The sequence below is a fragment of the Streptomyces sp. NPDC008121 genome (assembly GCF_042957155.1).
Classification (GTDB): domain Bacteria; phylum Actinomycetota; class Actinomycetes; order Streptomycetales; family Streptomycetaceae; genus Streptomyces.
Genome location: NZ_JBIBHT010000002.1, coordinates 198527 through 211892 on the forward strand (window position 1 = coordinate 198527; position 13366 = coordinate 211892).

Below are 13366 nucleotides of genomic sequence, written 5' to 3' on the forward strand. Positions count from 1 at the left end.
GTTCGGGTGCGGCCGGGGGGCCGAGGTCCTTCTCGAAGGGCAGGGGGCCGATGGTCTCGGGGTCGGCGTCCGTGTCGAACAGCGGGGTGTAACCGGTGGCCAGGTAGAGGCCGCGCGCCTCGGGCTGGCGGGGGCCGGTGGTGAGATAGATCCGCCGGTAGCCCCGGTCGGCCGCCTCCCGCTCCAGTTCGGCCACGACCCGGCGGGCCAGGCCGCGTCTGCGGTGGGCGGAGTGCGTCCAGATCCGCTTCAGCTCCGCGGTGGTGTCGTCGTACCGGCGGAAGGCGCCGCCCGCGACCGGGGCACCGCCCTCCAGCAGCAGGAGCAGGACGCCGCCATGGGACGGGGCGAACTCCTCGTCGGGATAGCGGGCGAGTTCGGTGTGGGCGTCCTGACCGTAACGGGCCGCGTACTCCTCCCCCAGCTCACGCAGCAGCGGCTGGACGCGCGGGTCGGCGACCGGGACCTGGACGACGGTCAGGCCGGGGGCGTCGGGCACCGAGGTCATCGTCGGACCGCCACGCGCCGCTCGGAGCCGGACTCCGGCACGCCCGCCGCGTCCCGCCCGGCGCCGGGGGCCGTGGCGGAGCCTGCGCCGACGAGTCCGCGGCCGGCCTCCCCGCCGGCCTCAGCCTCCGCCTTCGCCGCACGCTCGGCGTCGCGCTTGGCGACCTCCTCACGGACGATCGGGATGACGTACCGCCCGAAGTCGATGGCGTCGTCGAGCAGGTCGTAACCGCGGGCGGAGAGAATGTCGACGCCCAGGTCGTAGTAGTCGAGCAGGGCCTGGGCGACCGTTTCCGGGGTTCCCACCAGGGCGTTGGAGTTGCCCGCGCCGCCGGTGGCGGCGGCGGTCGGCGTCCACAGGGCCCGGTCGTAGCGCTCACCCGCCTCCGCGATGGCGACCAGCCGCTGCGAACCGGTGTTCTCCGGCGCCCCGGTGCGGTGGTGGCGTACGAGTCCCTGCTCGCGGCGGGCCCGGATGGTGCCGACCGTGCGGTGGGCCTTCTCCCAGGCCAACTCCTCGGTCGGGGCGATGATCGGGCGGAACGCCACCTGGATGCGGGGCGCTTCGGGGCGGCCCGCGGCCTTCGCCGCGGCCTTCACGGTCTCGATCTGCTCGGCGGTCCTCGCCAGTGGTTCGCCCCACAGGCAGTAGATGTCGGCCTCGGCTCCGCCGGCCGCGTACGCCGCCGGAGACGAGCCGCCGAAGGAGACCCGCGGCCGGGGCTGCTGGACGGGGAAGACATCGCTGACGAAATCGTGGAAGCGGTAGTGCTCGCCCTCGTGGTCGAAGGGCTCGTGGGTGGTCCAGATCCTCTTGACGATCCCGATGTACTCGCGGGTGCGGGTGTAGCGCTCGTCCTTGGTGAGCGTGTCGCCCTCGCGGCCCTGCTCGTGGTCGTTGCCGCCGGTGATGAAGTGGACCGTCAGTCTGCCGTCGCTGATCCGGTCGAGGGTGGCGAACGTCTTGGCGGCGAAGGTCGGGTACGAGACGTTGGGCCGGTGGGCGAGCAGGATCTGCAAGGTGTCGAGCCTGCTCGCGATGAAGGCGGCGGCCGGCGCCGGGTCGGGCGAGCCGGAGCCGTACGCGAACAGCACCCGGTCCCAGCCGTGTTCCTCGTGGGCCCGGGCGAGCCGGAGGGTGTACTGCTTGTCGAACGCGTCACCGGAGCGAGCGGTCGTTTCCGACCCGTCATGGGTGGCGGCGATGCCGAGGAACTCCACAGGCATGGGAGATGACCTTTCCTCAAGTCTTCGGGTGCTGAGGGGCGATGGGCCCGGCGGAGCTCGGGCGGGGGCGGGACAGGCGGACGCCGGGGGCCGGCCGAGCGCGGCGGGGCCGGGCACGGCGGCGGTCCGCGGCGCGGCGGGCCGGAGCCTGAGCGCGACACGGGAGGGGGCGGGGACGCCGGGCGGCAGCGGCCCGGGCGGAACGGGGGTACGGCTGCGTGTCCACGCTCGCGGAACCGTTCCGTGCCCGGGTTCAGGGCGTACGGGAGTGGTGCTACGAGGGGAGGGCTCGGCCCATCACGCGGGCGCCGAGGGAGAGGAGCGGCCGGTCAGACGGCCCGCTGCCGAGTCAGGCGCAACACGCCGCGGACCACACCCGACCGAAGTCGATGTGGCCACGGGTGACCAAGCGCTGCTCAGCAATCATGCGAACACTTGAGCATTACTCGCGCTTCTCGTCAACCGTTGCCCGGATGCCGGACCGACGTCGACCCGGCCCTTTCCGCGCCTGATCGCCGACGCGTGGCCAGTGCTGCGCGTGCCACTGGGAAAGGGGCCAACCCCTCTGCACAAAGCGCTTGTTGACCTTCCCAAACCGACGCCTTCGACCTCCCTTGTCTCACTCTTCGAGAAGCAATTGTCCATCATACGAACACCCTCTTGGGGTGAAGGCTTCCTTCTGCCACGATCCCTAGCAACCCGGTAGGAGAACTAGGGATTGGGGGAGGTGGCCATGGCACCGCTCGACCGCGCACATCCGGCGCCGCCTCTTCTGGCCTCGCGTCGTCACATCGACCTCGGCCGCGCGTCCAGCGCCCTCTGTCCGCCTCACTGACGTTCCGGTCCCGCCCCGCCCTTCGGCCGTGCCGACGCGAGGCTCCGCCGGCGCTGCACGTACCGCTTCGGCCGCGCACCTTCCGGTTCCGCGCCGCCTGCTCCTCCCGCGCGTTCCTCCGACGATCCGCGTGCCCGCACCGGTGCCGTCGTCCGTCCGCCCCTTCACCGCTCACCCCCGATCGCCCGCCGATCGCCCATCCGTTGAGAGGACACCTCCGTGTCTGCCGCAAGACCGCTCGCCACCGTGCGTACCCTCACCGCCCTCGCCGCGCTCCCCCTTCTGCTGACCGCGTGCGGCTACGGCTCCGAGGGCGCCGACGACACCACGCAGCCCAAGATCGCGGCGGACGCCAAGAAGCTGTCCGTCGAAGAGGTGCGGATCGGCTACTTCCCCAACCTCACGCACGCCACGGCCCTGGTGGGCATCCAGGAGGGCATTCTCCAGAAGGAGCTGGGCGGTACCGCCATCAAGGCGTCGACGTTCAACGCCGGCCCCTCCGAGATCGAGGCGCTCAACGCCGACTCGATCGACATCGGCTTCATCGGCCCCTCCCCCGCGATCAACGGCTACACCAAGTCCCACGGCAAGAACCTGCGCATCGTCGGCGGCTCGGCCTCCGGCGGCGTGAAGCTCGTCGTCAACCCCGAGAAGATCAAGACCCTGGACGACCTCAAGGGCAAGAGGATCGCCACCCCGCAGCTCGGCAACACACAGGACGTGGCCTTCCTCAACTGGATCTCCGAGAAGGGCTGGAAGGTCGACGCCCAGAGCGGCAAGGGCGACGTCTCCGTGGTCCGCACGGACAACAAGGTCACCCCCAACGCCTACACCTCAGGCTCCATCGACGGCGCCTGGGTGCCCGAGCCGACCGCCTCCAAGCTCGTCACCGAAGGCGCGAAGGTGCTGCTCGACGAGTCGACGCTGTGGCCCGACAAGAAGTTCGTGATCACGAACATCATCGTGTCCCAGAAGTTCCTCACCGAGCACCCGGACGTCGTCGAGGCGGTCCTGCGCGGCTCGGTGAAGACCAACGCGTGGATCAACGCCAACCCGGACAAGGCCAAGGTCTCGGCGAACGCCAAGCTCAAGGACCTCACCGGCAAGCCCCTCGGCGCCGAGGTCATCGACGCCGCCTGGCCCTCGATCCAGTTCATCAACGACCCGCTCGCCGCGACGCTCCAGGCCCAGGCCGACCACGCGGTGAAGGCCGGACTCCTCAAGAAGCCCGACCTGAACGGCATCTACGACCTGAAGCCGCTCAACAAGATCCTGAAGGCCGAGGGCCGGCCCGAGGTCGCCGACGCCGGCCTCGGCGTCAAGTAACCGGACAGGAACAGCAGTTCGAACCGGCGCGCCGCCCGGGCCCCTTCCAAGGGCCCCCGGGCGGCGCGCCCGGCCGCACCCCGGAACGGTCGGTTGCCGGACAATGACGATCAGCCGCCGCCCGTGCGGCTACGGCCTGCCCGCACCTGGCGGAGCCGAGGCCGTCGGTGTCCACTGGGGGAACACATGCGCATAGGGGTCTATCTCGCCCACCCGGGCCCGGGCAGCTTCAACCACGCCCTGTTCGACGCCGTCGTGGAGGAGCTGCGCGGAAGGGGCGCCGAGGTGACGGCGCACGACCTCTACGCCGAAGGGTTCGCACCGCTGATCTCCGCCGATGAGACGGAGACCGTCGAGTCGGCGGAGGGCTCCCATGACGCCCAGGTGGCGCGGCACCAGGCGGAGCTGGCCGCGCTGGACGGCCTGGTGTTCGTGCACCCGAACTGGTGGGGAATGCCGCCCGCCGTTCTCACGGGCTGGGTCCAGCGCGTCCTCGCGCCGGGGGTCGCGTACAAACTGCAGACGGCGGAAGGCGAACCGGCCGGGCTGCTGAAGGCCGGGCGCGCCCTGGTGCTGAACACCTCCGACACCCCCGCCGAGCGGGAGGAGCGCGAGTTCGGCGACCCGCTGCAGAGCATCTGGGCGGCGTGCGTCCTGCCGTACGTGGGCGTAACGGACGTCCGCCGGATCGTCTTCCGGACCGTCACGGGCTCGGCCCCGGAGGAACGCGCGGCCTGGCTGGCCGAAGCCCGCGAACAGGCGGCGGCGCTGCTCGGGTAACCCGCGGGGCGGCCCTCGGCGTTTCGGCCAACTCCCCACCCAGGCACGGTCCCTGTCCGGCAAGGGTCCATGTATCGCGCACCCTCGCCGGCTCGCTTCCCCCGGCGGATCACACCCCGACCGAAACACGTGTGTTCGAACATCGGGGAGCTGTCGTTGACCTCCACACCAGCCTGACGGCTCGCTTCCGGAGGTCCCATGCGCCCCTTGCCCACCCGCCCCGTGCCCGCATCCTCTCCCCCTCCCGCCCTGCCCGGGGCCATCCCGCCCGCCGCCCCTTCCGTGGCTCCCGCCCGGGGCTCCGCTCGTCGGGATGCGCGGGGGACGGCATGAGCGACCCCACTCCGGCGAACGCCCCCGACGACACCGTCCCCGCGCCGCGCACCGCGCCGCTCCCCCTGCCTCCCCCTCCCCGGACCCTGCCGACCGGCTCCGGGCAAGGGGACATCGCCGAGGAGATGGAGGAGGCGTACTGGTCCGTCCACGACGGCGCGGCCGCCGACGCGACGGTTCGCCAGGTCCTCGCCCGGCTGCCACGCATCACCGCGCAGATCGGCCAGCTCGCCTGGCGGGCCGACCGGCGCGCGACGGCGGGGGTCGTCGTGTGCCAGCTGGGTTCGGCGGCGATGAGCGCCTTCGGGCTGATCGCCGGTGTCGCGGTGCTGCGGGAGCTGTTCGCGCAGGGCCCGACTCCCGACCGGGTGCGGGGCGCCGTCCCGCAGATCCTCCTCGTCGTCGGGTTCCTCGCCGCGCGGGCGCTGCTGGAGGCGGCGGTCGCGGTGGCGCAGGCGCGGATCACCCCGAAGATCCGGACCGCGCTGGAGAGCGAGTTCTTCCGGCTGACCGCACACGTACGCCTGGAGGTAGTGGAGGACGCCAACTGGCACGACGAGGTCTACCGCGCCAACGACCGCGGCCTGTTCTACGCCCGGCAGATCGTCGGCCAAGTCGTCTCCCTCGCCTCCGCGGTCCTCAGCCTGGCCGGCACCGCCGGCGTCCTCGGCATCCTGCACCCCGCTCTGCTGCCCCTCCTCCTGCTCTCGGTCCTGCCCGTGGGCCTGGCGGCCGTGCGCAGCGCGCGGTCCCGGTTCCACTCCTTCAAACGGTGGAACGCCCTGCAGCGCCGGGTCCGCGTCTTCTCCTGGCTCCTCCTCGACCAGGACGCGGCCGCCGAACTCCGCTCCGACACGGCGCAGGGCGCGCTCCTCGACGAGCACCGGCGCCTCATCACCCGTATCGCCGAGGAGGACACGCGGCTGGGCGTGCGGGCGGCCCTGCTCAACCTGGGCGGGCGCGGCGTCGGGGGTCTGGGCACCGGGGTCACCTACGCCGCGCTCGCCGCCATGCTGGTCTCGGACTGGCTGCCCCTGGCGGCCGGCGCGGGGGCGGTGCTCGCCATCCAAGCCGGGCAGACCTCGCTGACCCGGCTCGTCGAGTACGCGCACCTCGTGTACGAGCACGCCCTGTGGGTCGACGACCTGCTGGCCGTCCAGGAACGCTGCCGCGGCCTCCAGCTCCGTACCGCCGAAGCCCAGGCGCCGGACCGGGTGCGGACCATCACCCTGGAGGATGTCTCCTTCACCTACGCCGGGAAGGACACCCCCGCGCTGAGCGGGGTGTCCCTCACGCTCCACGCCGGCGAGACCGTCGCCTTCGTCGGCCTCAACGGCTCGGGCAAGAGCACCTGCGCGAAGGTCCTCGCCGGTCTGCACGACGTCCAGCAGGGCCGCATGTGCTGGGACGGCGTGGACGTACGCGACCTGGACGCGCAGTCCCTGCAACGGCGGGTCGCCTGTGTCCTCCAGGACCCCGTCCACTTCCCGTTCAGCGCGCTGGCCAACGTGACCGTGTCGACCGGCAGTCTGACCGAGGCGGACCCGGCGCACGTCCTGGCGGCGGTACGGGCGGCGGGCGCCGATCAGGTCATCAAGGCGCTTCCCGGGCAATGGGAGGCGCTGCTGTCCAAGCGCTTCCGTGGCGGGCAGGAGCTCTCCGGCGGCCAGTGGGCCAAGATCGCCGTCGCCCGCGGACTCTACAAGCGCGCCGCCCTGCTCCTGCTCGACGAGCCGACCGCGAGCATGGACCCGCCCTCCGAGCACGCCGTCTACGAGGCGGTGCTGCGCGGTCGGCTGCGCGAGGACCAGATCACCGTCCTCATCTCGCACCGGCTGGCCAGCGTCGTCGACTGCGACCGCATCCACGTCTTCGACTCCGGCCGGATCGTCGAGTCGGGCACCCACGCCGAACTGATGGCGCTGGGCGGCGACTACGCCGACATGTTCACCCTCCAGGCCGCCGCCTACCAGCCCCGGAACGCGGCGCATGCCGAAGGGGCGGCGCCCTGACCGCCGGAGCGCACGCACAGCCGGCCCTCGGTCCGCGGTCGTCCCCCGGGCCAAGGGCCGGGCGCCCTCGACGGCCGACCGGAGCGGTCGACCGCCGGGCGTCCCTCATCGGTTCAGATAGTCCTGGCGCAGGGCGTTCAGGATGTCGGCGGCCTCGGGCAGCTCCGCCTTGCGGCAGCGCGCCGCCGCCGTCGTGAGACGGGCGATGGCCTCCTTCAAGCGGCCGAGGCCGTTGCCCTCGATCAGCGCGGCGATCCGGACCGCTTCCGCGCGCGGCACCTCGCCCTGCTCCCCGCCCTGCTCGTGGGCGGCGATGGCGGCCTCCGCCTCGGCGAGGGCCTCGGGGAACCGCTCGGCCTCGGCCAGGACACGGGCGCGGCGGTAGTGCACGCTGCCGCTCTCGTACCAGGGGACGAAGCCCTCGGTGTCCTCCGGGACCGCGGCCCGGACGGCGTCGGCCTGCTTCAGGTGGTCCAGGGCCGCGTCGAGGCCGTCCGCTCCCCGGGACAGCATGGTGAGACGTGCGAACTCGCACATCATCTGCGTGATCAGGGGGGCGTTCGGTGCCTCGGCGTGGGACGCGACGGCGCGGTCGTACGCCGTGCCCGCCGCGTCCCAGCGGTCCGCCATGGCCAGTGCGGTGGCCGCCTCGGCCGCGACCAGGGTGTGGATCACCCCGTCGTCCTGCCACCCGGCGACGGTGTCCGCGAGGCGCAGGAACTCCTCGGCTGCCGGAAGGTACTCCTCCAGTTCCCGCAGGCCCCGCGCCAGCGTCAGCCGCGTCTGGGCCAGGAGCCGCTCGTCGAGGCCGGCCGAGGCCTCGTCGGCGAGGACGGACTCCAGTACGGCGACGGCGTCGGCCTGCTGCCCGGTGCGCGCCAGGACGTCGGCGAGCTGGAGCCGCATGTCGGTGGCCTCCTCGTGCGCCCCGGCCTGGTCGAAGCGCGCGGCGGCCTCCGAGAGATGGCGTACGGCGCCGCCCGCGTCCCCGAGGTGCGAGGCGGCGTGGCCGAGCAGCCCGTACGTCGGAGCCAGCGGGAACTCGGTGTCGTCGTAGCGGACGGCGTCGGCGAGGGACCGGTGCAGCAGCTCCGCCGCCTCCGCCGGCTCGTTCCTGGACATCAGGATCTGGGCGAGCAGGGCGCGCGGGCGCGACCCGCGCCAGGGGCGGTCGGAGGCCTCGATGTCCTCGAGCGCCGCCCGCAGCTCGGCCTCGGCGGTCTGGACGTCACCGCGCCGGCCCGCCAGGTCGGCCAGGAACTGCCGGGCGTTGGCGATCTGGTGCGGTACGGACAGGCGCTCCGCCTCGCGGTGGAGCATGCGGGCCTGCTCCTCGAGCCGTTCGACGGCGGCGTCGGCCGGCTCGGGAAGCTGCCGTACGGCTTCCTGGTAGGCGGCGAAGGTGCAGGAGTACAGCACGGCGAGGTACTCCCGTACCCGCTCCGCCGCCCTCTCGGTCGTGGACTCGGCCTCCGACTTCCCCGGGTTCTCGCCGGTGAGGGGTGCCTCGGCCGCAAGGCGTTCCGCCGCGCGCAGCGCCTCATCGATGCCGGCCCGGATCGCGTCCGACGCGCCGCCCTCGGTGGGCCCGTCCGCCTCCGGGGTTCCGTCGGCGTCCCGCGCGCTCTCGTCGGGGGCCGCTTCCCAGGCGAAGGCGCGGGTGCGGGCGGAGAGGGCGTGCCAGGGAAGGCCGGCCTGTTCGAACAGGTCGGCGGCCCGCTTCAGTTCGGCGATGCTCTCCGCGTCGACGTCCTCCAGGGAGAGGAGGTAGGCGCGGTGCTCCGCCAGCTCCGCGTGGAGGACATCCTCGGCGCCGAGCCGGTCGTCGTGCGGCGTGTTGTCGTCTGCGAGCCGGTCGGCGACACGGCTCCAGAGCCGGCTGCTGCCGGGGTGTCCCTGCGCCGACAGGCGGCGTGCCTCCCGCACCAGGGAGACGAAATCCTCCGGTACGTCGGGCCCGGCGGTCGCGGCCGCGGGGCCGGTCCGCTCCCCTACCCCGGCACCGTTCGTGGCGGTGGCGGCGGGAAGCCGGGTGACGGAGGTCCGCAGTCCGAGCGGCAGCGGCTCGTCGAGCAGCGGGAGCCGGTCCAGGCGGGTCCGTCGGTGGTCCCCGACGGCCGTCGTGCCGTTGCGGGCGTCGAACGCGGCGGCGAGCCGGTCCGCTTCGGTCCGCACGTGGGCGAGGAGCGCGCCGGCCGTCCAGTTCCGTCCTGGCGGCCCGGCGACCGCGGTGTCGGTGTGCCCGTCCGCGAGGAGCCGGGCGAGCAGCACCTCGACGCCGGTGAGGAAGCCCAGCCGGGCCAGCGGGGCGCCGGTGGCCTCGAAGAGCGGACGGTTCTCCGCCAGGATCTCCAGTCCGCGGCCCTCGTTGCGGGACAGGGCGCAGAACTCCAGGTGCAGACCGACCTCTTCCTGCATGCCCGTGTTGCCGCGGACCCGGCGGTAACCGGTGAGGTGGTGGGAGCGTGCCTCGTCCCACCGGGCCCGGTCCTCGCGGCCGAGGCGCAGCAGCGGCAGCAGGGCGCGTGCCTGGGTCATCTGCGGTTCCTCGGTGCAGCCCATCGCCCCGTCGAGGACCGGACGCCAGCTGTCGAGCGCGGCGGCGTCGTCGCCCGACACCACCTGGTGCCAGGCGAGGTGCCGGGTCTCGCAGGCCTCGCAGTCGCTCAGTTCGGTGCGGGGCCGGGTGGCCCACAGGTCGTAGGCGTCGGCGGTGCCGACGCCGGTGTGCGCGGCCACGTGGTAGCGCATCGCCGCGACGGGCTGCATGCCGTGCCCGGCCTTCTCGTAGCGGGTGCGCATCTGGTCGATCCAGCCGTGGAGGGTAGCCAGGGGGACCTCGGGCACCTGCAGCAGGGACGTCGTCACCCACTTGAAGCGCCAGAAGACCTGGTGGGCCTCCCACTGGCTGAAGGCCTCGGGGGCGGTGTCCCACAGTTTGAGCAGGCGGGCGAAGGTGACGGGCGACTTGCGGTGCTCGCCGGTGAACTCGTACGCCGACATCAGCTCCAGCAGGGCGGTGACGAGGACGTCGTTCTGGTCGAAGGGCTCGGCGGCCTCGACGAGTTCCTCGGCGGTGATGGTGCGCTGCAGGCCGTGCGGGCGTTCGTTGTTCTCGCGCAGCGCCTCGACGACGGCCTCGGGAGTGTCCAGCATCTACAGTTCCTTCCGGGGTCCGGAGCCGTCGGCGGCCGTGCCGGTGTGGTGCATGGCGTGGGTGAGCAGGCCGATGAAGGCCCGGTTGAGCAGGGCGCTCTCGCCGGCCCGGAGCGGGCGGCGGCTGAGCAGCAGGGCCTGGCCGTAGAGGGCCTCGGCGGTGGTGACGGCGAGGCCGCGTTCGGTAATCGTGATCGCCTGGCGGACCAGCGGGTTGAGATGGTTGAGGACGAGCTGGGCGCGCGGGGTCTCGTGGCGCAGGGAGCCGAGGATGTCGGCCCAGAGGCCGTCGCTGTCGGCGGCCATGCTCGACCTCGTCCGCTCGTGGCGGGCCTCCCGGTTGTCGAGGAGGAGCGCGGGGGCGGTGACGGGCTGGAAGTCGCGCAGGACGACGTCGCAGTCGTGGACGCCGATCGTCTCGCGGGCGACGGCGAGGAAGGCGGCCGCGCGGAGTTCGGCGGTCGGGTCGACGGCGTCGAGGTGGGCGGTGACGGTGGCGGGGTCGAGGTCGGTGACGGTCGTGCCGGGGCGGATCTCGGGGAGCCGCAGGACGAGGTCGCGGTCGTAGGTGTAGCCGCCGTTGACGACGCCCAGTCCGGCGGCCGCGGCGATGGGGGCGACCTGGCGGAACTCCTCGACGCTGCGCGTGACCAGCAGGGTCGGGTGCGTCCGCGCGAACTCCTCCAGGGTGACGTTGCCGTCGGTGGTCTCGAACGGCAGCCACGGCAGGACGATGCGCAGCAGTTCGTCGTCGTAGCGGGCGAGCGCCTTGACGGCGAGGTGGTGCGTGTCGATGAAGCGGTGCAGCAGGGACGGGTCGCTGGCGGCGAGCCCGGTGAGCCAGTCCCGGATCCGCTCGCCGAGGGCGTCCCGTACGGCGGACAGGGTGCCGTCCTCGTACAGCGACTCCCGGGACGCGGTCGGCCGCAGACTGGTGGTGTCGACGACGCAGCGGACGAAGAACGCCCAGTCGGGGAGGAGTTCGGGGGCCTGGTCGGTGAGCAGCATGCCCTTGAGGTGCACCCGGTGCCCGGCGCGCTGGGCGGGGCTCACGGCGGTGGGGAGGACGTAGGCGACGCCGCGCAGGCCGGCCGCCGGGAGGTCCAGCTCGATGGTGTCGAGCGGGGTGAAGTCGAAGAGGCCGCGGCAGTACGCGGTCATCGCCTCGCGGCGGGCCAGCGGTGAGCGGTGGTTCTGCTCCCACGGGGGCGTCTCGTTCACCCGGTGGGTCTCGCCGCGGGGGCCGACGACGGTGACCTCGTGGCGGAGCAGGCCGCCGTAGTGCCGGGCGAGGGAGACGACCCGCTCCGGGCTCGTCCACTCGGCGTTGTCGGCGCGCGGGACGAGGCGGACGGTGGTGCCCGGCTCGGGCATGGCCGAAGCGGGCAGGGTGCGGATCGTGTACCGGCCGTCGGAGTGGCCGCGCCATTCGACGGTGGGCGCCGCCGGGTCGGCGGCGGAGCGGCTGAGGACGGTGATCTCGTCGGCCACGACGAAGCAGGCGAGCAGGCCGATGCCGAACTGGCCGATGAACTCGCCGCGGGCGGACTCGAGTCCGGCGCCGTCCAGGGCGCCTTCGGCGGTCCGCTTGGAGCTGCGGCCGATGGTGGCGAGGAACCGGTGGACGTCGGCCTCGGTCAGCCCGATGCCGGTGTCCGTGACGGTGAGGGTGTCGCCGGTGCGGACGGTGATGGTGGCGGGCGCGCCGGGGGTGGCCGCCTGCCGTGCGGTGATGGCGTCGACGGCGTTCTGCAGCAGCTCGCGGAGGTAGACGCGGGGGCTGGAGTAGAGGTGGTGGGAGAGCAGGTCGACCAGGCCGCGCAAGTCGACCTGGAAGGAGTGCGTGGTCTCGGAGTGAGGCACCTGACGGAGTCTTTCGGTGGGCGCGCGAGCGGTGTGAGGGGCGCGGGCGCGGGGACGGACGGAAGCGGTACGCGGGCGTGCGCGGGCGGTCGGTGGTCCGGACGTACGGGGCCGGACCGACGGGCGGCGGGCTACGGGGCCGGAGGGGGCGAAGGAGCCGGCCGTGACGACGAGGGCGCCGTGGTCACCTCCACGGCCGGCGGCATCGGCCGGTCGGCCGTGCCGGGCCGCGGGCGCACCTGACCGTGGCGGGCGTGGCGCGGCGGTGCGCCGCCGTGGCCGGGAGGCGTCGGAGCGCGAGCGCCCCGGTGGTCGTCGGGGCCTGGCTCAGCGTCCGACCGTCGAACGCTGCCTCCGGTAGGCCGCGGCGGGATCGGCCCCGTTGATGTAGTACCAGGGGAACTCGGAGACGCGGCCCTCGGTCACCTCGAAGCACTCCCGGGCAGCTTCGCGGTCCCCGGCGAGGGAGAAGGCCATGGCGAAGGTGTTGAAGACCTGGTTCCACAGTCCTCGGCGGACGAAGTCCGGATGCCGGATGGAGTGGTCGGCGGCTTCCCGCAGCGACCGTCGCACCTCGGCCCGGCGCATGTAGGCGGCGTCCGGCCCGTCGTCGAGGGAGAGCCACTGTTCGAGGTGGGCGATGGCGACGAGCTGGCCGAGGAGCGTGCCGCCCGGAGCGCCGAAGGCGGACTCCCGTGCGAAGGCGTGCATCTCCTCGTGCGATCCGCCCCACTTGTCACACACCTGCTGGAGCTGCTGCTGGTGGGCTCCCAGGTGGTGCGGGTCGCGCCGCACCGTCGCCTCGAACCGGCGGCGGGCGACGACGGGACCGACTTCCAGTCCGCGGCCGGCGGTCTGCAGGGAGTACCAGGGCGAGGTCCACCGCGGCTCGCGCTCGGCCGCTTCGTACAGCCACTGCTCGGCGAGGCGCAACCGGGTGTGGAACAGGTCGAACTGTGCGCGTGAGACGTCCTTCGCGCGGGCCCCCGTGCGGGCCTCCCACCCCCAGCTGACGTGGCGTACACCCGCCACGAGCCGGGGCAGCGCCGCATCGGGTTCCGCTTCGAGGACCTTCACGATCCAGCGTTCCACCCCGGCGGTGTCGCCGACCGCCCACAGCAGCTCGGTCCGGTCCTCGCTCTCGGGGCGCGCTTCGAGCACGTCCCGGACCGCCGGCCAGTCCCCCGCCTCGGCGGCGGCGCGTACGCGTCGCACGTCGGGATCGCCGGAGTCCCGCTGCACCTGTGCGACGGGCCGTCCCGTCCATCTCCCCAGCGTGAGCCCCCAATCACGGAGCAACGCCATGTCCCCACCCCTTGTCATGTTC

General features: G+C 73.2%; 7 protein-coding genes and 1 pseudogene. 3 read left to right on the plus strand and 5 right to left on the minus strand.

Annotated features, from left to right (window positions below; genetic code table 11):
• Positions 1–142 precede the first annotated feature (142 nt).
• Both ACFZBD_RS06560 and ACFZBD_RS06565 read right to left on the minus strand, forming a co-directional pair.
• Positions 143–508: pseudogene (locus tag ACFZBD_RS06560) on the minus strand (GNAT family N-acetyltransferase); the annotation flags it as partial.
• On the minus strand, positions 505–1734 hold the full coding sequence (locus ACFZBD_RS06565; protein WP_391136508.1) for an LLM class flavin-dependent oxidoreductase: 1230 nt from the start codon (positions 1732–1734) through the stop codon (positions 505–507). The gene ACFZBD_RS06565 and the pseudogene ACFZBD_RS06560, both read right to left, overlap by 4 nt.
• A 1054-nt stretch (positions 1735–2788) precedes the next feature.
• Between ACFZBD_RS06565 and ACFZBD_RS06570 the strand changes: the two genes are divergently transcribed.
• The 3 genes from ACFZBD_RS06570 (at position 2789) to ACFZBD_RS06580 (ending at position 7020) form a co-directional block, all read left to right on the plus strand.
• A complete protein-coding gene (locus ACFZBD_RS06570; RefSeq protein ID WP_391136512.1) occupies positions 2789–3895 on the plus strand; it encodes an aliphatic sulfonate ABC transporter substrate-binding protein in 1107 nt (368 codons plus the stop codon).
• A gap of 186 nt (positions 3896–4081) precedes the next feature.
• The gene (locus ACFZBD_RS06575; protein WP_391136515.1) at positions 4082–4675 is read left to right on the plus strand and encodes an NAD(P)H-dependent oxidoreductase; all 594 of its coding nucleotides are present in this window, start codon (positions 4082–4084) and stop codon (positions 4673–4675) included.
• A 329-nt stretch (positions 4676–5004) separates the two neighbouring features.
• Positions 5005–7020 carry an ATP-binding cassette domain-containing protein gene (locus ACFZBD_RS06580; RefSeq protein ID WP_391136518.1) on the plus strand — a complete coding sequence of 672 codons (2016 nt, stop codon included), beginning with the start codon at positions 5005–5007 and terminating at the stop codon, positions 7018–7020.
• 105 nt (positions 7021–7125) lie between these two features.
• Here ACFZBD_RS06580 and ACFZBD_RS06585 read toward each other — a convergent pair whose 3' ends face one another.
• From ACFZBD_RS06585 to ACFZBD_RS06595, 3 genes are all read right to left on the minus strand, one after another.
• Positions 7126–10176 (minus strand): hypothetical protein, encoded by a 3051-nt coding sequence (locus ACFZBD_RS06585; protein WP_391136521.1) that lies wholly within the window; start codon positions 10174–10176, stop codon positions 7126–7128.
• On the minus strand, positions 10177–12039 hold the full coding sequence (locus tag ACFZBD_RS06590; RefSeq protein ID WP_391136524.1) for an HSP90 family protein: 1863 nt from the start codon (positions 12037–12039) through the stop codon (positions 10177–10179). It lies immediately after the preceding gene.
• A 327-nt stretch (positions 12040–12366) separates the two neighbouring features.
• A complete protein-coding gene (locus ACFZBD_RS06595) occupies positions 12367–13254 on the minus strand; it encodes a hypothetical protein (protein WP_391136527.1) in 888 nt (295 codons plus the stop codon).
• Between the last annotated feature and the right edge of the window lie 112 nt (positions 13255–13366).